This is a genomic window from Nonomuraea mangrovi (genome assembly GCF_042681425.1).
In the GTDB taxonomy this organism is placed as follows: Bacteria; Actinomycetota; Actinomycetes; order Streptosporangiales; family Streptosporangiaceae; genus Nonomuraea; species Nonomuraea mangrovi.
On record NZ_JBHUFV010000003.1, the window covers coordinates 100,955 to 121,004 of the forward strand.

General features: G+C 72.2%; 17 protein-coding genes. 11 read left to right on the forward strand and 6 right to left on the reverse strand.

Annotated features, from left to right (window positions below):
* The first annotated feature begins 11 nt into the window (after positions 1–11).
* Both ACFSKW_RS00605 and ACFSKW_RS00610 read left to right on the forward strand, forming a co-directional pair.
* Positions 12–905 carry an NAD(P)H-binding protein gene (locus tag ACFSKW_RS00605; RefSeq protein WP_379567942.1) on the forward strand — a complete coding sequence of 298 codons (894 nt, stop codon included), beginning with the start codon at positions 12–14 and terminating at the stop codon, positions 903–905.
* Between the two features lie 72 nt (positions 906–977).
* Positions 978–1,343, forward strand: a complete 366-nt coding sequence (locus tag ACFSKW_RS00610) for a darcynin family protein (RefSeq protein WP_379567944.1) — start codon at positions 978–980, stop codon at positions 1,341–1,343.
* Positions 1,344–1,539: 196 nt separating this feature from the next.
* Here the strand turns inward: ACFSKW_RS00610 and ACFSKW_RS00615 are convergent, their stop codons facing one another.
* Entirely contained in the window at positions 1,540–4,263 is a 2,724-nt protein-coding gene (locus tag ACFSKW_RS00615; protein WP_379567946.1) for a helix-turn-helix transcriptional regulator, read from the reverse strand.
* A gap of 107 nt (positions 4,264–4,370) precedes the next feature.
* Between ACFSKW_RS00615 and ACFSKW_RS00620 the strand changes: the two genes are divergently transcribed.
* The 3 genes from ACFSKW_RS00620 to ACFSKW_RS00630 all read left to right on the forward strand — a co-directional run bounded on the left by ACFSKW_RS00620 (position 4,371) and on the right by ACFSKW_RS00630 (position 8,727).
* Positions 4,371–7,049: a helix-turn-helix transcriptional regulator gene (locus tag ACFSKW_RS00620; RefSeq protein WP_379567948.1), complete on the forward strand. Its 2,679-nt coding sequence runs from the start codon at positions 4,371–4,373 to the stop codon at positions 7,047–7,049.
* Between the two features lie 80 nt (positions 7,050–7,129).
* Complete coding sequence (locus tag ACFSKW_RS00625; protein ID WP_379567950.1) at positions 7,130–7,813, forward strand: alpha/beta fold hydrolase; 684 nt, start codon at positions 7,130–7,132, stop codon at positions 7,811–7,813.
* 74 nt (positions 7,814–7,887) lie between these two features.
* Positions 7,888–8,727 carry an alpha/beta hydrolase gene (locus tag ACFSKW_RS00630; RefSeq protein WP_379567952.1) on the forward strand — a complete coding sequence of 280 codons (840 nt, stop codon included), beginning with the start codon at positions 7,888–7,890 and terminating at the stop codon, positions 8,725–8,727.
* A gap of 72 nt (positions 8,728–8,799) precedes the next feature.
* Here the strand turns inward: ACFSKW_RS00630 and ACFSKW_RS00635 are convergent, their stop codons facing one another.
* The gene (locus ACFSKW_RS00635) at positions 8,800–9,030 is read right to left on the reverse strand and encodes a hypothetical protein (RefSeq protein WP_379567954.1); all 231 of its coding nucleotides are present in this window, start codon (positions 9,028–9,030) and stop codon (positions 8,800–8,802) included.
* A 275-nt stretch (positions 9,031–9,305) separates the two neighbouring features.
* Here ACFSKW_RS00635 and ACFSKW_RS00640 point away from each other — a divergent pair, with 275 nt between their 5' ends.
* Complete coding sequence (locus ACFSKW_RS00640) at positions 9,306–10,163, forward strand: helix-turn-helix transcriptional regulator (protein WP_379569159.1); 858 nt, start codon at positions 9,306–9,308, stop codon at positions 10,161–10,163.
* A gap of 147 nt (positions 10,164–10,310) precedes the next feature.
* Positions 10,311–10,568 (forward strand): hypothetical protein, encoded by a 258-nt coding sequence (locus ACFSKW_RS00645; protein ID WP_379567956.1) that lies wholly within the window; start codon positions 10,311–10,313, stop codon positions 10,566–10,568.
* Between the two features lie 24 nt (positions 10,569–10,592).
* Here the strand turns inward: ACFSKW_RS00645 and pdxR are convergent, their stop codons facing one another.
* Complete coding sequence (gene pdxR, locus ACFSKW_RS00650) at positions 10,593–11,996, reverse strand: MocR-like pyridoxine biosynthesis transcription factor PdxR (protein ID WP_379567958.1); 1,404 nt, start codon at positions 11,994–11,996, stop codon at positions 10,593–10,595.
* Between the two features lie 120 nt (positions 11,997–12,116).
* Here pdxR and ACFSKW_RS00655 point away from each other — a divergent pair, with 120 nt between their 5' ends.
* Positions 12,117–12,863, forward strand: a complete 747-nt coding sequence (locus ACFSKW_RS00655; protein WP_379569161.1) for a metallophosphoesterase — start codon at positions 12,117–12,119, stop codon at positions 12,861–12,863.
* Complete coding sequence (locus ACFSKW_RS00660) at positions 12,853–13,503, forward strand: HAD family hydrolase (RefSeq protein WP_379567960.1); 651 nt, start codon at positions 12,853–12,855, stop codon at positions 13,501–13,503. Before ACFSKW_RS00655 ends, ACFSKW_RS00660 begins: the two co-directional genes overlap by 11 nt.
* Positions 13,504–13,588: 85 nt before the next feature.
* Here the strand turns inward: ACFSKW_RS00660 and ACFSKW_RS00665 are convergent, their stop codons facing one another.
* From ACFSKW_RS00665 to ACFSKW_RS00675, 3 genes are read right to left on the reverse strand one after another with little or no spacing between them, the layout of a single operon-like run.
* Positions 13,589–14,611: an LLM class F420-dependent oxidoreductase gene (locus tag ACFSKW_RS00665; RefSeq protein WP_379567962.1), complete on the reverse strand. Its 1,023-nt coding sequence runs from the start codon at positions 14,609–14,611 to the stop codon at positions 13,589–13,591.
* Positions 14,608–15,744, reverse strand: a complete 1,137-nt coding sequence (locus tag ACFSKW_RS00670; RefSeq protein WP_379567964.1) for an acetyl-CoA C-acyltransferase — start codon at positions 15,742–15,744, stop codon at positions 14,608–14,610. The genes ACFSKW_RS00665 and ACFSKW_RS00670 overlap by 4 nt, the downstream gene beginning before the upstream one ends.
* Positions 15,741–17,180, reverse strand: coding sequence for a carotenoid oxygenase family protein (locus tag ACFSKW_RS00675; RefSeq protein WP_379567966.1), 1,440 nt, complete (start codon positions 17,178–17,180; stop codon positions 15,741–15,743). Before ACFSKW_RS00675 ends, ACFSKW_RS00670 begins: the two co-directional genes overlap by 4 nt.
* A gap of 104 nt (positions 17,181–17,284) precedes the next feature.
* On the opposite strand from ACFSKW_RS00675, the gene ACFSKW_RS00680 reads away from it, so the two are divergent.
* Together ACFSKW_RS00680 and ACFSKW_RS00685 are read left to right on the forward strand one after the other, a co-directional pair.
* On the forward strand, positions 17,285–18,844 hold the full coding sequence (locus ACFSKW_RS00680; protein WP_379567968.1) for a class I adenylate-forming enzyme family protein: 1,560 nt from the start codon (positions 17,285–17,287) through the stop codon (positions 18,842–18,844).
* Positions 18,841–20,025 (forward strand): acetyl-CoA acetyltransferase, encoded by a 1,185-nt coding sequence (locus tag ACFSKW_RS00685; RefSeq protein ID WP_379567971.1) that lies wholly within the window; start codon positions 18,841–18,843, stop codon positions 20,023–20,025. The genes ACFSKW_RS00680 and ACFSKW_RS00685 overlap by 4 nt, the downstream gene beginning before the upstream one ends.
* Positions 20,026–20,050 lie beyond the last annotated feature (25 nt).

The following is a 20,050-nucleotide window of genomic DNA, read 5'->3' on the forward strand; positions in this document are numbered from 1 at the left end:
ACGAGGTTTTCATGATCGTCATTACTGCTCCCACCGGGAACATCGGCCGTCACCTGCTCTCCCGGCTCCTGGAGTCCGCCCCCGCCGCGGGCGAGGAACTGCGCGTGATCGTGCGCGATCCCGCCCGGCTTCCGGACGCGGCACGCGGACGCGTCGAGGTGGTCACCGGCTCGCACGCAGAAGCCGAGGTACTGGACCGGGCCTTCGAGGGCGCGGACGCCGTCCTCTGGCTCGTCCCCCCGGACGCCTCCCTGACCCCGCATGACGCCTACAGCGGTTTCACCCGCCCCGCCGTCAAGGCGCTCGCCGCCCACGGTGTCGGCCATGTCGTCGGCGTCTCCGCGCTCGGCCGCGGCACCCCGCTCGCCGACCGGGCCGGCCTCGTCACCGCCTCCCTCGCCATGGACGACCTCATCGCCGACACCGGCGTCGCCTATCGGGCCCTGGCCAACCCGTCCTTCTTCGAGAACCTCCTGGAGGAGTCCGACTCTATCCGCGAGAAGGGCGTCTTCACCGACTCCGTCGACGCCGACCGCAAGGCCCCCTTCGTCGCCGTCGCCGACATCGCGGCCGTCGCCGCCGGCCTGCTGCTGGACCGCTCGTGGACCGGCACCGACAGCGTCCCGGTCCTCGGGCCGCAGGACCTGTCCCCCAACGACCTGGCCCGCATCATGACCGAACAGCTCGGCCGCCCCGTCCGCTACGAACGCCAGCCGCTCGACGAGCTGTACACCACCCTCGTCGGCCACGGCCTCAACGAGGCATTCGTCCAGGGCATGGTCGACATGAAGCGGGCCAAGGACGAGGGCCTCGACGCCGGCATCGCCCGCACCCCGGACACCACCTCCCCCACCAGCTTCGAGCAGTGGTGCGCCCAGACCCTCAAGCCTGCCGTCCTCTCCTGAAGTCCAGCACCCAGCGCCGGAACACATGGAGCCCGGCGAACCAAGGCCACCTGCCACTTTGGAGGCACCCTGATGCCCGCTGAAAAGACCGAACCACCGGTCACGGCGTTCATGCTGGTCAAGACCACACCCGAGTGGCTCGCCCTGACCGTCCAGGAACGCGTGGACGCCTTCACCACCCAGGTCCTGCCGGCCATCGAGGCCAAGACCACCGGCGTCCGGTCATGCTTCTACGACACGGAGTTCTACTCCGCGCGCGTCACCGACGTCTGGGTGTGGGAAGCCGAAGACCACCACGCCTACCAGCTCCTCATCGACGCACTGCGCGAAACCCCGTTCTGGGACCGTTACTTCGAGGTCGTCGACCTCCTCGTCGGCACCGAGAACGGCTACGCCCGAACCTACGGCCTCGAACCCGTCGCCACCATCACCACCTGACACACCGCCCACCCGCGCAACTGGGCCGATGCCCTCAGGCTGGTCGCGGCCAGAGGGCATCGGTCCAGAAGAACCAGAGATATCGGCTGTCCGGAGAAGGCCGAGGCGCTGGGCACGACGTCCGCCGATCCTGATGCTCACCCGCCAGACGAGCTGAACAGTCACAGCCCGAAGACTGACCACGACCTCGCAGCCCCTAGTCGGGCAGCGCCCTGCCCAGCTGCCTGCGCGAGCGGATCGCGAGCTTCCTGAACACCTTGCGCAGGTGGTACTCCACCGTGTTCGCGCTGATGAACAAGGCTGTGGCGATCTCCTGGTTGGTGGCGCCGCCTGCGGCGAGCCGGGCGATACGGATCTCCTGCGGTGTGAGGTCGTGACTGGAGGAGACCGCGCGTGCGCGGGCGCGCTCGCCGCCGGCCCTGAGCTCCAGCCGGGTACGTTCGGCGAAGGCCGTCGCTCCCATGGTCGCGAACAGGTCGTAGGCGATTCTCAACTGGTCACAGGCGTCCGACCTGCGGCGCCTTCGTCGCAGCCATTCCCCGTACAGCAGCCGCGCCCGCGCCAGCTCCGTGGTCAGCGACGCGGATCCCAGCCGCTCGATCGCCTCCAGATACAGCGCCTCGTCGTCGGCCAGGAGCGCCCTGCTGCGAGCCAGCAACCCCAGCGCCCAGGGCGTGCCGCTCGCGGTGGCGCGCTCGGCCAGCCGGGCGAGCGCCCGCTCCGCCATGGCGACGTCGTTGTTGCGCACGGCCGCCTCCACGAGGTCAGGCAGCACGAGCGAGCCGTAGTGCGGCGGGTTCTCCTCGTAGATCACATCACCGGCGGCCTGCGCTTCGGCGTAGCGGCCGTACCCCAGGTGCAGCACGGTCAGCGCGGTACGGGCGAGCTGCACGGAGAGCCCGCCTCGGCGATCACCGCCAGGGCCGATCTGTTCGGCGACGGCGGCCATCGTCTCCGCCTCCTCGCCCCGCAGGGCGTGCAGCATGACATGGCGAGGCCGGGCGAAGTGCGGAAAGGTCCCGATCGCCTTGGCGACCTCCACGTACTCCTCGAAGTGGGCTTCCGCCGCGGCGAAGTGCCCGCGTGGCAGCTCCCACGTCGCGAGCCCGTGAAGGGCGCTCAGCAGCGCCCGCAGCGCCCCGTTCCTGCGTGCCGACGCCGCGTAGTCCTGCGCGCACGCGCCGAGCGCGACGCCGTCCCACAGGTCCAACGCGGTGATCATGCAGAGCAGCGACCAGCGGGCCGCGTCGCCGTCCTCGGCGGCATCGGCCCGCATGGCGGCGAGCGCCTCACTCAGCCTCGGGACCGCCGGAACGTAGCCGACGGCGACCTGCGTGGCCTGCGCGGCGAGGAGCCGGTCGGCCACCGCCGGCTCCGACGACACGCGCGGCAGTTCGAGCGCGGCCTGCGCGACGCGGAGCGTGCTCGCGCCCTCCTCGCTCCCCGCCACGACGATCGAGGCGTCCAGCGCCTCCAGCAGCGTGTCCCTGGCCGCCTCCACGTCGATCTTCGTGAGGATCCGCGCCGCGTCGAGCAGCAGCCCGACCGCGCCGTCCCTGCCGAGCATGACGCTGAGCAGCCCGCGAAGCCGCATGGCCTGCGCGTCGAGGGCCGGCACGCCCAGGTCCGCGGTGAGACAGTCCAGGAGTTCCTCGGCCCGGTGCGGAGCGCCCGCCGTGAGCGCCGCTCCGCAGGCGGCCAGCAGCCGGGCGTTGCGGCGCGGCCCGATCGCCGTGAGCTCGGCGGCCCGGTGCAGCAGGGCGGCCTGGGCCAGGCAGCCGCCGCGTTCGCGGGCGCGTACGGCACTGGCCTCCAGCTCGGCGGCGACCCGTTCGTCGGGGCCTTCCGCCGCCGAGGCCAGATGCCAGGCCCGCTGGTCGGCATCGGTCGCCGGGTCGGTGACCGCGGCGAGGGCGGCGTGCACGCGGCGGCGTTGCGCGCGGGTGGCGCCGCCGTACACGGCGGAGCGGATCAACGGGTGACGGAAGCGCAGCCCGCCGTACAGGTGTTCGCTGCGCTCCGCCTCCTCCACGGCGGCGTCCACCGCGTCTTCCGAGCCCGGCACCAGCAACGTCACGGCCTGCCGTACCAGGTGCTGGTCTCCGGTCGCGTCGGCGGCGGCGACGAGCAGGACCGTCTGGGTGAGCGAGCCCAGGTCCCTGACCTGGCTCAGGAACCTGGCCTCCAGCCTGTGGCTCAGCTGCCGCGGCCCGCCGAAGGGCAGCTGGTCGCCTGCGGTGACGCCGCGCGCGAACTCGCGGACGGCCAGCGGGTTGCCCCCGGTCTCGGCGACGATCCGGGCGGCGACGACGCGGTCGAGGTCGCCGTCGATCGTCGCGGTGAGCAGGGCCAGGGCGTCGCGCTCGGGCAGCCCGCCGACGTGCAGCTCCGCCAGGCCGGACAGCGACGCGAGGACGGTGTCGTCGTCGCGCACGCCGAACAGCAGGACGATCCTTTCGGCATGGAGCCTGCGCCCGACGAAGGCGAGAACCTCCAGGGATTCGCGGTCCACCCACTGGGCGTCGTCGCACACGGCGAGCAGCGGGCGTTCGGCCGCGGCTCCTGCCAGCAACGTCAGAGCCGCCAGCCCCACCAGGAACCGGTCCGGCGCGGGTGCGGCGAGCATCCCGAAGGCGGTCTCCAGCGCGTGGCGCTGCGGAGCGGGCAACCCGCCGAGCTCGCCCAGGAACGGCAGCAGCAGGCGGTGCAGCGCCGCGAAACCCAGCTCCTGCTCCGCCTCGACTCCGGCCACGACGGTGATCTGCAGGTCCGCCGCCGCCTCGACCGTGTGATCCAGCAGGGCGGTCTTCCCGATTCCGGCCGCACCACGGAGCACCAGAGCCCCGCTCAGGCCGTCTCGCGCGCCGTTGACCAGGCGTTCGAGCTCCACACGCTCGGCCTGCCTGTCGTGCAGGATCATGGGGATAAAGGTATCGAAGTTCACGATTGGTCGAATTACTACGGTGTTTCCGGGATTCGATGAGCACCTGGGGTGGGGCATCCTTACCGGCTGTGGGGATGAGAGCGGTGGCTGAGGTGCTCAGCCGTCAGGGGTTGCGTGGACGCGAGATCGAGATCGGGCGGTTGGACGGCCTGGTGGAGGGGGTACGGCAGGCGGGGACGAGCGCGCTGGGGGTGCTGCGCGGCGAGCCGGGGATCGGCAAGACGGCGCTGCTCGACGAGGCGATCACGCGTGCGAGGGCGGCGGGATTCTCGGTCGGTCTCGGCCGCGCCGACGAGCTCGACCAGATCGCGCCCCTCGCGTCGCTGGTGGCCTGCCTGCGTCACGGCGAGCGCCCGCTGATGTCCTGCGACGCCTTCGCCCGGCTGTCTCACCGTCATGACCAGCGCATCTGGCTGGTGGAGCAGCTCGCGGGAGCGATCGAGGCGAGAGCCGTGGACGAACCGGTCCTGATCGCGCTGGACGACGTGCACTGGGCCGACCCGCTCAGCCGGTTCGCGCTCGGGCTGCTTCCCGTCAGGCTGCGGACCTCGCCGGTGCTGTGGCTGCTGACCAGCCGTGACGACCACGGTGGCGCGGCGGAGGAGATCGCCCTCGCGGCGGCGCGCGACCTGCCGGCGCGGACCGTGCGGCTGGGCCCGCTGTCGGGGACGGCGATGGACCAGCTGGCCCGCGACACGCTGGGAGAGGAGGCCGACGACCGGGTCAAGGAGCTGCTGGAGGGCGCGGGCGGCAACCCGTTCCTGGCGGTGGAGATGCTCGCGGGGGTGGCCTCCGCCGATCCAGCCTCCCGGCTGGTCCCCGGCGTGCGCGGCAGGCTCGGCTCGCTCCCCACCTCCACGCTGCGCTTCCTGCAGACTGGAGCGGTCCTGGGCCGGAGGTTCACCCTCGCCGACGCCGCCGCGCTCCTCGGCCGACCACCCGTCACCCTGCTGGCCGACCTGGAGTCGGCGGTCCGCGGCGGCCTGCTGGAAGACGACGGTGATCACCTGTCGTTCCGCCACGACCTGCTCCGCCAGGCCATCTATGCCGACGTGCCGCCCTCCGCCCGCAAGGCGCTGCACCGCGAAGCGGCCGCGCACCTGGTCACCACGGGCCGCAGCCCCATGGACGCCGCCCCGCACATCCTCATCGGCGCCGTGCCAGGGGACGAGCAGGCGATCGCGTTGCTGGGCAGGGCCGCCCACGACGTGCTGCCGATCGCCCCCGCGCTGGCCGCCGACCTGGCGATCCGCGCTCTCGAGCTGGCGCCCGTCGCCTCTCCGCTGCGTTTCGAGGTGGGCGAGCAGGCCATCGTCCATCTGACCAGGGCCGGCCGCAACCGGCAAGCCGTGCGGACCGGTCAAGAACTGCTGGCCCTCCGACCGTCGTTGGACGTCTTCGGGCGGCTGCAGGCCGCGCTGGGCGACCCGCTGTGGAACCTGAGCCTGGCCCAGGAGCTGCGGCACCGCGCCGAGAGCGGCCTTGACGCGGGCGGTGGCGGCCCACACGTCCAGGCGCGGCTGGCGGCCCTGCGCGCGCTGGCGATGTCGCGGGATCCCGACCTTGAACCCGCACGCGAGGCGGGCTGTGCCGCGCTGGCCCAGACCGTCGAGACAGGCGACCGCCAGGCGCGTGTGACGAGCCTGCTCGCGCTCGGCGAGATCGAGCTCAACGCCGGTCGCGGCGGCGCCGCCCTGTCCCACTTCACCGCCCTGCGGCTGGTCGACGAGGCCTACACCGCCGAAGAGGTCATCGCCCACCAGCATCTCGACGACTATGCCGCCGCCGAGCGGCTGCTGGCCGTACTGGAGGCGGAGCAGGAGGCTCCCCGTCCAGGGATGCTCCGATGGGCGCAGGCCAACCATCATCTGGGCCTGGGCAGGCTGGACGACGCCGAGGCCGAACTGCTGACCATGCAACACCTGGAGCGGAACGTCGGCGAGTCCGTCCACCAGGTGAACGCGCACGTGATCCGCTGCTGGATCGCGTGCCTGCGCGGCGAGCCCGACGAGGCCGGGGTATGTCTGGAGGCGGCCCGCCAGGCACTCGCCGACAAGCCGGATCGGGGCAACCAGGCGGCCGTCGCCTTCGCCGAGGCGATCATCGGCCGGACCGCGAGCAGGCTGCGCGACGTCGAGGGACCGTTCACCCGCTGGCGGCTGCTGCGCACGTGGATCGCCCCCGCGGTACGGCTGGCGCTGCGCGACGGGGACCAGGACCTGGCAGGGAGCCTGGCCGCCCAGGCGGACGCCCACGCCGCGCTCAACCCCGGTGTCCCGACAGTTCACGCCATCGCCGCACAGGTCGCCGGGCTCGTCGGCGACGACCTCGACCTGCTGGCGGGCGCGCACGAGCTGGCACGGTCAAGCCCCCGCCCGCTCGTCCGTGCCGACATCGCCGCCGACCTGGGGCTGGCGCTGATGGCGCGCGGGCGCGGTGGCGAGGCGCTCAGCCCGCTGAACGAGGCCCACGACACGTTCACCGACCTCGGCGCCCACGGCGAGGCGGCCCGCGTCCGCGCCCACCTGGAGACGGGCTCGACCCGCACGGTACGGCCGGTGCAGGGTTGGCAGGCGCTTACCGCCACAGAGAAGAAGGTCGCCCGCCTCATCGCCGCGGGTCACACCAACCGCTCCGCCGCCGGCCGGCTCGTCGTCTCCCCCCACACGATCAACACCCACCTCACCTCCGTCTACCGCAAGCTGGCCGTCAACTCACGGGTGCAGCTCACCCACATCGCCATGAGCCACCCCGAGGACTGACGACCGGATGTGGGACGTTCGTGCGATGCCCATGGCCCGGCAGTCGGGTTCGCTGGAGGCGGTATCTCCCGGGAGGCGACATGAGCGAACCCATCCGGCCGACGATCGTGCTCGTGCACGGCGCTTTCACCGACGCGTCGAGCTGGGCCGCGGTCATCGGCGAGCTTCAGGCGGCCGGGTTCACCGTGCGTGCCCCGGCCAACCCGCTGCGCGACCTGGCCGGGGACGCCGCGCACATCTCAGGCGTGGTACGCGCGATCGACGGGCCCGTCGTCCTGGTGGGCCACTGCTACGGCGGCGCGGTCATCACCAACGTGGACGCCGGCAACGTCGTCGCCCTGGGCTTCGTGGCGGCCTTCGGCCTGGACTCAGGGGAAAGCGTCAGGGACCTGGTGCACCGCTTCGCCCCCATGCCGATCGCGGCCGCGACGGTCCGCGCGGAAGGCGAGCTGTACGTCCGCGACGATCGCTTCCGCGAGGTGCTGGCCGCCGACCTGCCGCCCCACGTGACCGCCGTCATGTCGGCCGCACAGCGCCCGATCGCCCGCGGCGCGCTGGAGGGCAGGTCGGGGCGGCCCTCCTGGGCGTCGCTGCCCACCTGGTACGCCATCGCCCACGCCGACCGGGCGCTGAACCCCCGCGCCCAGCACTTCATGGCCCAGCGCATGGCGGCCGTCGAACACCACCTGGACGGCTCGCACGCCGTACCGCTGTCCCTGCCCGCCGCCGTGGCGGACATGATCCGCGCCGCGGCGGGCCGCTAGTTGGCTCATTCACGCGATGCCGCGAGGCGCGCGCTCGGGTTGGCTGGGGCCACCCGTCGCAAGGAGCCCCCACCATGTCCGCCGAGCATGACAATCAGCAGATCGAGCACGCCAACGCCTCCGGCAGGATCCCTGTCGTCTTCGTCCACGGCCTGTGGCTGCTGCCCAGCAGCTGGGACCGCTGGGCCGCCGTCTTCTCCGAGGCGGGTTTCGCCCCGGTGACGCCCGGCTGGCCCGACGACCCCGAGACGGTGGCCGAGGCCAGGGCCCACCCTGAGGTGTTCGCCCACAAGACCGTCGGGCAGATCGCCGACCACTTCGAAGGGCTGATCTCCAAGCTGGAGCGCAGGCCCGCCGTCATCGGCCACTCCTTCGGCGGCCTGCTCACCCAGATCCTCGCCGGTCGCGGCCTGTCCTGCGCCTCGGTAGCGATCGACCCAGCCCCTTTCCAGGGCGTGCTGCCGCTGCCGGTGTCCTCCCTGCGTGCCGCCGCGCCGGTGCTGACGAACCCGGCCAACATCCACCGTGCCGTCCCGCTCACCTACGACCAGTTCCGCTACGCCTTCGCCAACGCCGTCACCGAGGAGGAGGCCGAGCAGCTGTACGCGACCTTCTCGGTCCCCGCCCCGGGCGCTCCGCTGTTCCAGGCCGCGGTGGCCAACTTCAACCCGTGGAGCGAGACCAAGGTCGACAGCACCGGTCCAGGACGCGGCCCGCTGCTCCTCATCTCGGGCGAGAAGGACCACACGGTCCCGTGGGCCATCACCAACGCCTCCTACAAGAAGCAGGCGCGCAACGAGCACGCGGTCACCGAGATCACGGAGATGGCGGGGCGCGGGCACTCGCTGACCATCGACAGCGGCTGGCGCGAGGTCTGCGACACCGCCCTGGCCTTCGTCAAGCGCTTCGTCTGAGCGGAGGACGTCGCCCCCCGGCCGCCAGGCGGGCAGGGCAGGCGGCGGAGGTGTTTCCGCCGCCCCCGCCGCTCAGCGTCTCCTGGCGCCGCCCCCTCCGTTGGCGGCCCCGTTGGCGGCCCCGGTGGCGGCCCCGTTGGCGCTGCCACCGCCGCCATCCAGCTGGACGGTGACAGCGGACACGATGGACGACGTTCCGGCAACGGTGTCCGCGCCGGCGGACGGGGCCACCGCGGCCGCGGGCGCCACAAGGGCGAAGGCCGTCATCGTTCCAACCGCTAGAGCGTTCCTGAACTTGATCATGACAGATCACTCCATGTCCTGTCGGTCGCGCCCTGGGCGATGGGCCCGGGCTGACGGAACGCCGACATCGGTATCGCGTGCACCGACACGGCGCCTGCGGACATCACGCTAGGAGGGATGCGGAAAGGCATGGGAGGAGTCCCGCTCCCAGGGGCGGCCCTCCCCCTCACCCCCATGGACGGGAAATGCCGAAGCGTTTATCGCGAACCAGGAATACGCCACACAGCCGCCTGGTTGCCACCGAAAAGTGATGAACAACACATTCGGTGAATGAAATGGTCAGCGACAACTCTCTGGGTGAGTTCCTTCGCGCTCGGCGCGAGGTCACCACCCCCGAGCAGGTGGGGCTGCCGCACGCCGGTCCCCGCCGAACCCCTGGACTGCGCCGCGAAGAGGTGGCGATGTTCGCCGGGGTCAGCACGGACTACTACGTCCGTCTCGAACAGGGACGCGAACGCCACCCGTCCGAACGGGTGCTCGAGGGACTGGTCCAGGCACTCGCCCTTGACCTCGACGCCGAAGAGCACCTGCACGAACTCGCCCATCCCAGACCACGTCGCCGGGCAACGACCAGCCTGCCGGAGCAGGTCAGCCCGGACCTGCTGCGCATGATGAACAGCTGGCCGTACACGCCGGCCCTGGTGACGAACCGGCGGCTGGACGTGCTGGCGGCGAACCCGACGGCCACCGCCCTCCACGAGGGGCTGGACCACGCAGGCAACCTGCTGCGCATGATCTTCCTGGATCCGGGGGCGCACGAGTTCTTCCGCGAGTGGGAGCAGGTCGCCCGCGCCCATGTCGGGCACGTGCGCGCCGAGGCGGGGGCGGACCTGGACGACCCCCACCTGGCCGACCTGGTCGGCGAGCTGTCCCTCAGGAGCGCCGACTTCCGCCGGTTGTGGGCCGGCCACGACGTGTCCCGCGTACCGCACAAGGTCATACTCCTGCGCCACCGCGTGGCCGGAGACCTGACCGTCACGTACGAGACTTTCAACGTCAACAGCGCGCCAGGCCAGCAACTGATCACCCTTCACGCCGATCCCGGCAGCCCTTTGCACACTCTTACCCTGCTCGGCAGGGACCTCGTGAAGGCCGGGCATGAAGACGCGCGCCATGCGGTGGCGCGCAGGTGAGATACCGCGCGTGCTTCAGGAAAGATAAAGCCAATATTTCAATATAAGTCCAAATTATCGTCGAATATCATTTATCGGAGTAGATTCGAGCCAAGTGCGTATCGTTGCCGTCCTGCCGGAAGCCGGCTCTGGCGAAAGGAGCCGATCGTGCCTGACAACGTACTGATCATCCGACTGCACTCGCTCAGCGGCGAGGACATCTCCATGGTCACCGGAGATTTCGACGGAGAGCGGCAGGCGGTGGAGGCGATCGCCAGCGCCCTGGACGAACGGCGCAGCCTGGTGTTGACCCAGGCGGGCTACGACCACGAGACCGAGACGAACGGCGTGGTCGTCAACCTGGCCAACGTGGTGTTGGTACGGGTGTCCACGTCGGACAGCGCCGGCGCCGGGCAATACCTGTAGAGGCGGCCACTTCGCGCCGGAACGCTACGGGAATCGGACGGAGGACAGGGCCGCGGACAGGGCGTCGAGGGCGGCAGGATAGGCGCGTTCGGACGGTGCCGCGAAGCCGATCAGCAGACCTTGCGGGGAGTCGGCGGCGTCGTGGTGGAGCTCGGTGAGGCCGCGGAGCGCGAGTCCGCGGGCGGCGCAGTGGTCCAGGAGTTCCCGCTCGCTCGGGCCGTCGTCCGGGATGGTGACGAGAGTGTGGAGCCCCGCAGGAACGCCGTGGGCGGCGAGTCCCGGGATCGCGGCGACGCGGTCGAGCAGGAGCGCGCGGCGGCGGGCGTAGCGCAGGCGGGCGGCGCGGATGTGGCGGTCGTACGCGTAGGTGGCGATCAGGTCGGCCAGCACCAGCTGGTTGAGGGTCTCGGTGTACTGGTCGGCTTCCTGCTTGGCCAGCACGACCTCCTGCAGGAGGGCCGGTGGCAGCACCATCCAGGCCAGCCGGAGCGCGGGCCCGAGGGTCTTGGAGGCGGTGCCGCAGTAGACGGTGTGGTCGGGCGCCAGTCCTTGGAGCGCGCCGACGGGCTGGCGGTCGTAGCGGAACTCGCCGTCGTAGTCGTCCTCGACCAGAAGGCCACCGGTGTCGCGGGCCCACGCGTAGAGCGCCTGGCGGCGGCTGGAGTGGAGCGGGACGCCGGTCGGGTAGTGGTGGGCCGGGGTGAGGAACACCGCCGCGGTGCCCGGCACCAGCGCGTCGACGCGGGCGCCGTGGGCGTCGACCGGCAGGGGGACGGTGGTGAGCCCGGCGCGCTGGACGACTTTCCTGAAGTGGTTGTGGCCGGGGTCCTCGACGGCCGCCGTCGTGGCGTGGCGCGCGGCCAGCACGGCGCCGAGCAAGGTCACGCTCTGGTAGTGGCCGGAGGTGATCACGATGTGGTCGGGCGAGGCGATGACGCCGCGCGTGCGGCCGAGGTGGTCGGCGAGCGCACGCCGTAGCTCGATGCCGCCCTGGGGGTCGCCGGACGCGAAGATCTCCGGCGGGGCGCCGGTGAGGATCCGGCGGGTGGAGGCGAGCCAGGCGCGAGTGGGAAAGGCGCTGATGTCAGGCAGGCCGGGGCGCAGGTCGTGGAGGGGCGGTGGTGGCGCGGGTGCGAGCGGCGGGGCGGCCGGGGCGCGCGCCGGCAGCTCGGCCACCGTGGTGGCGGACCCGGGGCGGGTGATCAGGTAGCCCTCCTCGACCAGTTGGTCGTAGGCGGTGGTGACGGTGCCGCGGGAGAGGCCGAGTTCGCGGGCCAGCCCTCGGGTGGAGGGCATCCGGGTCCCCGCGGGCAGGCGTCCCTCTCGGATGGCCTTGCGCAGGGCGGATTCCAGGCCGGCGCGCCGTCCGCCGCCCGCCTCGACACGGAGATACAGGTCGATCCCCGAACTGGCCCAAGAAAGTGGCACAAGACTGGATCTTATCTGTAGTCCGGTCGCCGCTTAGGCTCTGGGCTCGACAGCCCGGGACGCCATGGGCACCGACGTGCCGGGCGAGGACACCGCCTGGAAGGAATGCCCGTCTTGACAGTGATCGCGCACCTCAGCGACACCCACATCGACGACGGTGAGCGCAGCGTCGAACGCACCGCGGCCGTCATGCGCTACCTCGAAGACCTCCCCTACGACCTTGACGCGGTCCTGATCACCGGGGACGTCGCCGACCACGGCCTGCCCGCCGAGTACGAACGCGCCCGGGAGCTGTTCACCTCGCGGCACCCGGTCCTGGTGTGCCCGGGCAACCACGACGACCGCGCCGCGTTCCGCGAGCACCTGCTCCGGCGGCCCGCGTCGGCCGCGCCGATCGACCAGTCACGCCGCGTCGGCGACGCCGTCGTCGCGCTCTGCGACTCCTCGGTGCCGGGCAAGGCCGAGGGTTTCCTGGAGGAGGAGACCCTCACCTGGCTGGAGCGCCTGCTGGCCGGCACCCCGAGGACGGTCCCGGTGCTGATCGGGTTCCATCACCCGCCGGCCCTGCTGCAGGACCCCTTCATCGACGGCATCCGCCAGTTCGGCGCCGAACGGCTGGCAGCGCTCGCCGACCGCCACGACAACATCGTGGCTTTCCTTTCCGGGCACGCGCATACGGCGGCGGCGACCACCTTCGCCGGTCGGCCCCTGCTGGTGGCGCCGGGTGTGGTGTCCACCCTCCGGCTGCCCTGGGAGCCCCACGCCCATCCCCGCGACCACGTCCACCTCGACCAGCCGCCCGCGCTCGCCTTCCACGTCCTCGACGACGAAGGGCGCCTCACCACCCATTACCGCAATGTCGTCTAAGTTGGTGATCTTCGACAACGACGGCGTGCTGGTCGACAGCGAACCCACGGCACACCGGGTGATGTCCGGCTATCTCACCGAGCTGGGGTACCCGACGACCCTGGAGGAGTCCTTGCACCACTTCCTGGGGAACGCGGGCCGCAACGTCCACCAGGTGATCGCCGACCGCTACGGGGGAAGCCTGCCGGAGGACTTCACCGCCCGTTGCCACGAGCGCGTCTTCGCCGCCTTCCGGGAGGGCGTGGCCGCCATGCCGGGCGCGGCCGAGGTGCTCGCGGAGCTGCGCCTGCGCGGCATCCCGTACTGCCTGGCCTCCTCGTCGGACCACGCCTGGATCGACCTCACCCTCGACAGGGCGGGGCTGCGCGACCTCCTTCCCCCGGGGGCCGTCTTCAGCGCGCAGGACGTCGGCGGCGTGGGCAAGCCCGCGCCGGACGTCTTCCTGCACGCGGCGGCGGCGCGCGGCGTCGCCGTCCACGACTGCCTGGTGGTCGAGGACAGCCCCAACGGGGTCCGGGCCGCCCGTGCGGCGGGCATGGACGTGCTCGGATACACGGCGCTGACCCCCGAGCAACAGCTCGTCGACGCCGGTGCGACCGGGTTGATCTCCCGCCTGCCCGAGCTCCTCGACCACCTCTGACGCCGGCGCCGGGCCGGCCCGTAAAGGCCGGGCCGGATCGCCGGAGGCCGGGCCGGTTCCGCGGAGGCGGCCGCGCCCGGCCCGATCAGCCGGCCGCGGCCGTGCTCAGCGCCTTGAGCGTGGCCGCCCCGCCGGGGTCGCGGCCCGTGCTCACCGGCACCAGGGCGACCTCGTCCACCCCGGCCGCCGCGTACGCGGACAGCCGCGCGCCGACCGCGTCCGCGTCGCCGAGCAACGCGACCGCGGCGACCAGCTCATCGGGCACGGCGGCCAGCAGCTCCCGGGGATGGGGCCGGGCGCGCGCGAACGCGACGACGTCGGCGAATCCCGCCTCGGCGAACATCTCGCCGTAGCCGGGAGCGGGCAGGTATCCGACGACGGCCCTGCGGATCCGGTCGACGGCCTCGCGGTCGGGGTTCACGGCGGCGGTGACCCAGGCGGTCACGGACGTGGCCGGGTTCACGGCACGCACCTGGGCGATCAGCCGCTCGGCCGAGGCGGGCGTGACCAGGTTGAGCACCATGCCGTCGGCCATGGCCGCGGTCCGGACGGCCGCAGGCCCGAAGGCCGCGACGGACAGCCGCGACCGCGGGGCAGGCAGCCGGAGCCGGTAACCGCTGCTCGCCACGGACGAGCCCGCGAAGTCGGAGCGCTCGCCGTCCAGCAGCGGCCGCAGTGCCTCGACCGTCTCCCGCAGCGCCGTCGCGGAGCGGGCCCGTAACCGCCCGTGCCATCCCTCCACGACGAGCGGGCTGGAGGTGCCGACGGCGACGTCGACCTGCCGCCCGGTCAGCCCGGCCACCGAGGCCACCCCCATGGCGATCATCATCGGATCCCGTACGGCGACCGCCAGCGGCCCGACGGTGAGCCGGATCCGCGTGGTGGCCAGGCCGACGGCGGTGGCCAGCGCGAAGGCGTCGTAGGTGGCCATCTCCCCGATCCACAGCGACGGGTAGCCCAGCTCGTCCGCGGCCCCGGCCGTCAGCAGGGCCTCCTCCGCGGGCCGGTCCTGCCACAACCCGAGAGACACGCACAACGACGGCGCGGGCGACACCATGGGGGCGGGGGACGGCACGGGCGCGGGGTGAGACGACGGCGAAGGGCTCATACGCGCTCCAGGAGGACGGCCGATCCGGAGCCGGCGGCGCCGCTGACCGCGGCCACGCCGTAGCGGGCGCCCCTGCGGTGGAGTTCGTCGACGCAGGCGGCGATGAGGAGGGCGCCGGTGGCGCCGAAGGCATGGCCCATGGCGATGGTGCCGCCGTTGACGTTGAACCGGTCGTCGCCGACCCCGAGGTCACGCTGGAACTTCAGGCAGAGCGCGGCGAACGCCTCGGCGAACTCGAAGACCTCGACGTCGTCGGCGGACAGCCCGGCATCGGCCAGGACCCGTTCGACAGCGAGCTGTCCGGCGGTGAGCATGGTGACCGGGTCGCCGACAGCGGTGGCGGTGCCTGCGATGCGGGCGAGAGGGTCCAGGTCGAGGCCGGTGCCGACGAGCACCAGGCCCGCAGCGTCGCACAGGCTGGGCGAGGTGCCTCTGGTGTGCGGGTGGCGGACCTCGCCGAGCTCGGGCCGGTGCTCGAGGACGACCGCGTCCTGTTCGGGGGTGCCGGCGAAGGCGGGCTCCATTCCGGCGAAGGAATCGATCGTCAGGCCGGGCCTGACGTGCTCGTCGCGGTCGAGGGCGTTCAGCGGGACGAGGGAGCGGTCGTAACGGCCGGCGGCCCACGCCGAGGCGGCGAGCGTCTGGGTCCGCAGGCCGTACCGGTCGAGCTCCTCGCGCGAGAAGCCCTCGAGGGTGGCGACCGCGTCGGCCGCGACGCCCATGTGGATGGAGCCGACGGGGAGCGACCACAGCGGGCCGCGGTCGGAGAACATCGGCACGCGCGAGACGGACTCCACCCCGCCCGCGACGACGGTACGGCTCGCACCGGAGGCGACGAGCGCGGCCGCGGTGCGCACGGCGTCGATCCCGGAGGTGCAGTAGCGGTTGACGGTCATGCCGGGCGTGTCGAAGCCGGAGGTCAGCGCGGCGGTGCGGGCGAGGTTGCCGCCCTGCTCGGCGTGCTGGGTGGCGCAGCCGACGATCAGGTCGTCGGCGGCGCCGACCCCGGTGCGCTCGCGCAGGGCGGACAGCAGTCCTTCGAGCATGGCCAGCGGCGTGACGTCGGCCAGGCCGCCGCCGGGGCGGGCCTTGCCGCGCGGGGTGCGGACGCAGTCGTAGACGTAGACGCTCATCGCAGCTGCTCCGACCGCACCCAGGTGGCGTGGAAGCCGAGCGGCACCCGCTGGGGCAGCAGCACGCGGGCGAGCGGCCCGTCGGAGATCCTGGAGGCGTCCAGGATCTGCACCTCCGAGCGGCCCTCCCGCTCGTCGGTGACGAAGCTGACCAGGTAGCCGTCGTCCTCGCCGGTCGAGCCGTCGCGCGGGGCGAAGGGGGCCTCGCTGCCGTAGCGGCCTGGGCCGTAGAAGTAGGTCTCCTTGGCGCCGGTGACGTTGTCGTAGCGGACGAGGCCGTCGAACAGGTTGGTCGCGGCGTCGGCCACGGAGACGTTGTAGGCGTACCGCGTGGGGTATCCGGTCGAGCGCGCGTCGATCGAGGGGAACTCGGTGTTGTGGTCGGCGTCCACGTATCCCTCGGAGGTGCTTCCCGTCCGCAGGTCGAAGCGGTAGCGGTACATCCGCGCGTCGAGCTTGAGATAGGAGATCATCCGCGAGAGCGGCGAGCCGTTCCCCGCGGGCGCCGGGCGCGAGACCCGGCAGACGTCCATGACGATCGCGTCGTCCTCTTCCCAGGCGTTGACGACGTGGTAGATGTAGCAGGGCTTGGCCTCGAACCAGCGGATCTCGTGCGCCTGACCGCGCCGCGGGATCACGCCGAAGCGGGAGGGCAGTTCCCTGTTGAAGGTCAGCTTGTAGCGCCCCTGCCGGGCGGCGTCGAGGTCCTGGTAGAGCGGCAGGTCCATGAGGATCGCGTGGTTCCGGGTGATCGCCATGTCGTGCGGCAGCCGGGCCCCCGGCAGGTCGAGCTCCACGCAGTGCTCGACCGTGCCGCCGGGGCCGACCACGCCGTAGCGCAGGTACGGCGGGCGCGGGCCGTAGTCGAACCAGAACAGCTCGCCGGTGCGCTCGTCCACCTTGGGGTGGGCCATGAAGTCGCCGTTGAGCGTGTCGAGGAGGGTGTCGGCACCGAGCGTCTCCAACGAGAGCGGATCCAGGCCGTACGGCGTCCCGCACAGGTACCAGGAGGCCAGCACCCTGCCGCGGTGGAAGATCACGTCGGTGTTGGCCGTGTCCTTGAAGGGCAGGCCGCGGGCGTTGCCGAACGGGTTGTCCTTCGGGTTCTCCATGACACCGGTCCAGAGCGAACGCCCGGCGGCGGACTCGGCCTCGAAGGCGCGGGTGCGCACCCAGCGGTTGCGGTAGCGGGCCCGGCCGTTCTCGAAGTGCACGGCGTGGACCATGCCGTCGCCGTCGAACCAGTGGTAGCGCCCCTTCATCGGGAAGCGCGCGTTGGGCCCGTTGCGGAGGTAGACGCCGTTGAGGTCAGCGGGGATCCGCCCGATCACCGTCAGCTCGTCGGCGGTGATCTCGTCCTGGACCGGCGCGTAGACGCCCAGGAGGTACGGGTTCGGCTCGCCCGACTCGTCCACGATCACGACACTTTCGACCATGGCTGGAAGCTACGATAGGCGAAGTCAGGTGTCAATATCCGGACATTGACGGGCTGACTTCTGCTTTCGTAGTGTTGCGGCCATCACACCCCATGGGAGTCGCGATGACGCATTCCACGGACCGGATCGCCCGCTACACCGCCGAGGGCTGGTGGACCGGTGACACGATTGGCAAGCTCCTCAGGACACACGTCGCGACCCGGCCAGGCGCAACGGCGATCGTGGACCCGCTGAACAAGGCGGACCTGCTCGACGGCCCGGCCAAGCGGCTGACGTGGGGACAGCTCGGCGCGGAGGTGGAGCGGGTCGCGGGCGTGCTGCACGCGCGGGGCATCGGTCCCGGCGACGTGGTGGCCGTCCACCTGCCCAACAGCGTCGAGCTGGCGGTGAGCTTCCTCGCGATCGTCCGGCTCGGCGCGACCGTCACGCCCCTTCCCGTGCAGTACCGCGAGTACGAGCTGGCCCAGTTACTGCCCCTGTCCGGCGCCCGGCTGCTGATCACCGGCAGGGAGTCCAGGGCGCCCGAGGGCACCCCAACGCTGTCGTGGCCCGGCGATCTGGAGGGCGTCCGGGGCGCGGCGGCACCCGAGCGCGAGGCCGACCCCGCCGAGCGGGTGACGATCTGCTGGACCTCCGGCACCGAGGCCACCCCGAAGGGCGTGCCGCGCTGCCACTACGACTGGCTCGCGGTCGAGGCGGTCTGCACGGCGGCGCCCGCGCTCACCGCCTCGGACGTGATCCTCAACCCGTTCCCGATGGTCAACATGGCCGGGATCGGCGGCGTGTTCCTGCCGTGGCTGCGGGTCGGCGCGGTGCTCGTCCAGCACCATCCCTTCGACCTGCCCGCCTACCTCGCCCAGATCGCCGAGGAGAACGTCACCTACACCCTGGCCCCGCCCGCGCTGCTCACCATGCTCCTGCACCGGAAGGTCGGGCTCGCCGGATCCCTCACCCGCATCGGCTCGGGCTCGGCGCCGCTGCCGCCGCCGATGGTGCGTGGCTGGCAGGAGGAACACGGCATCGCGATCATCAACTTCTTCGGCTCCAACGAGGGCGTCTGCCTGCTGTCGGACCCCGCCCACATGCCCGACCCCGAGGACCGCGCCCGCTTCTTCCCTCGCCCCGGTGCGCCGGGCGCGCCCGCGCTGCTCGACCGGGTGCGCACCAGGCTGGTCACCCCGGACGGAGCGGAGATCACCGAGCCCGGCGTCCCCGGCGAGCTGCGGCTGAGCGGCCCCACCGTCTTCGCGGGCTACCTGCCGGGCACGGCCACCGCGGACCCGTTCGACGAGGACGGCTACCTCAGGACCGGCGACCTGTTCGAGATCGCCGGCGAGCAGGGGCGATACCTGCGCTACGTCGACCGCGCCAAGGACATCATCATCCGCGGGGGCATGAACATCGCCCCCGCCGAGCTGGAGTCCCTGCTCGCCGGGCACCCGTCCGTCGCCGAGGTGGCCGTCGCCGGATATCCCGACGACGTGCTCGGCGAGAAGGTCTGCGCGGTCGTGGTCCCGAGGGACGAGATCGACCTGGAGTCGGTCGTCGCCTTCCTCAGGGACAAGGGCATCGCCTCCTACAAGCTGCCCGAGCGGCTGGAGATCGTCGAGGCGTTGCCGAGGAATCCGGTCGGCAAGATCCTCAAGAGGGAGCTGAAGCTGTGATCCGCGTCCTGGGCGGCTACCAGACCGATTTCGCCCGCTCCTGGGCCGCCGAGGGGCTGGGCCTGTTCGAGATGCTGCGCGAGGCGTCGCTCGGAGCGCTGGAGGCGGCGGCCGTACCGGCGGAGGACGTGCAGGTCGCGCACGTCGGAAACCTGGCGGGCGAGCTGTTCGCCGGGCAGGCCCACCTGGGCGGCATGGTCGCCTCCCTCGATCCTGCGTGGGCGATGCTGCCCACGTCCCGGCACGAGGCCGCGTGCGCGTCCGGGTCGATGGCGGTCCTGGCCGCCATGGCCGATCTGGAGGCGGGGCGGTACGACGTGGCGCTGGTCGTGGGCGTGGAGCTGATGCGCAACGTCGGCGCCAAGGAGGCGGCCCAGCACCTGGGGTGCGCGGCCTGGGCAGGGCGGGAGGCGCAGGCGGCCGGCTTCCCGTGGCCCGCGCTGTTCGCCGAGATCGCCGACGAGGTGGACGCGCGCCACGGCCTGTCTCACGAGCATCTCGCCAGGATCGCCGAGATCAACCATGGCAACGCCCTGCGCAACCCGCTCGCCCAGGCCCGGTCGTGGACCTTCCCCGACGGCTGTTTCGGGCCGGACGACACCCTCAACCCCGTGGTGGAGGGGCGGTTGCGCAAGTACGACTGCGGGCGGATCACCGACGGCGCCGCGGCGGTCGTCCTCGCCTCCGACCGGTACGGCAGGCCCGGCCCCGTCATCTCCGGCTGGGGACACAGGACCGGGCCGATGCTGCTGAAGGACAAGCTCGCCACGCCGGGCCCCTACCTCTTCCCGCACCTGCGGAGGGCCGCGCTGGACACCTACGAGCGGGCAGGGCTGCGCGGTCCCGAGGACGTCGACCTCATCGAGACGCACGACTGTTTCACCGTCACCGAGTACGTCGCGCTCGACCACCTCGGCCTCACCCCGCCCGGCGAGTCGTGGAGGGCCGTCGAGTCGGGGACGATCGCCTTCGACGGTTCCCTCCCTGTCAACCCGTCGGGCGGCCTCATCGGGCTCGGCCATCCCGTCGGCGCCACCGGCGTGCGCATGCTGCACGACGCCGCCCGCCAGGTCTGCGGCAGCGCGGGCGAGTGCCAGGTGCCGGGCGCGCGCACGGCGCTGACCCTCAACATCGGGGGCAGCTGCACGACGGTGGCGATGTTCGCCGTCACCGCGGGCTGAGCCTCACCGGCTCTCCCCCGCCTCC

What these genes read in the sequence shown, in the direction of transcription:
- ACFSKW_RS00605 (WP_379567942.1), top strand. Translation starts at nt 12, where the DNA reads ATGATCGTCATTACTGCTCCCACCGGGAACATCGGCCGTCACCTGCTC.
- ACFSKW_RS00610 (WP_379567944.1), top strand. Translation starts at nt 978, where the DNA reads ATGCCCGCTGAAAAGACCGAACCACCGGTCACGGCGTTCATGCTGGTC.
- ACFSKW_RS00615 (WP_379567946.1), bottom strand. Translation starts at nt 4,263, where the DNA reads ATGATCCTGCACGACAGGCAGGCCGAGCGTGTGGAGCTCGAACGCCTG.
- ACFSKW_RS00625 (WP_379567950.1), top strand. Translation starts at nt 7,130, where the DNA reads ATGAGCGAACCCATCCGGCCGACGATCGTGCTCGTGCACGGCGCTTTC.
- ACFSKW_RS00630 (WP_379567952.1), top strand. Translation starts at nt 7,888, where the DNA reads ATGTCCGCCGAGCATGACAATCAGCAGATCGAGCACGCCAACGCCTCC.
- ACFSKW_RS00635 (WP_379567954.1), bottom strand. Translation starts at nt 9,030, where the DNA reads ATGATCAAGTTCAGGAACGCTCTAGCGGTTGGAACGATGACGGCCTTC.
- ACFSKW_RS00640 (WP_379569159.1), top strand. Translation starts at nt 9,306, where the DNA reads ATGGTCAGCGACAACTCTCTGGGTGAGTTCCTTCGCGCTCGGCGCGAG.
- ACFSKW_RS00660 (WP_379567960.1), top strand. Translation starts at nt 12,853, where the DNA reads ATGTCGTCTAAGTTGGTGATCTTCGACAACGACGGCGTGCTGGTCGAC.
- ACFSKW_RS00665 (WP_379567962.1), bottom strand. Translation starts at nt 14,611, where the DNA reads ATGAGCCCTTCGCCGTCGTCTCACCCCGCGCCCGTGCCGTCCCCCGCC.
- ACFSKW_RS00670 (WP_379567964.1), bottom strand. Translation starts at nt 15,744, where the DNA reads ATGAGCGTCTACGTCTACGACTGCGTCCGCACCCCGCGCGGCAAGGCC.
- ACFSKW_RS00675 (WP_379567966.1), bottom strand. Translation starts at nt 17,180, where the DNA reads ATGGTCGAAAGTGTCGTGATCGTGGACGAGTCGGGCGAGCCGAACCCG.
- ACFSKW_RS00680 (WP_379567968.1), top strand. Translation starts at nt 17,285, where the DNA reads ATGACGCATTCCACGGACCGGATCGCCCGCTACACCGCCGAGGGCTGG.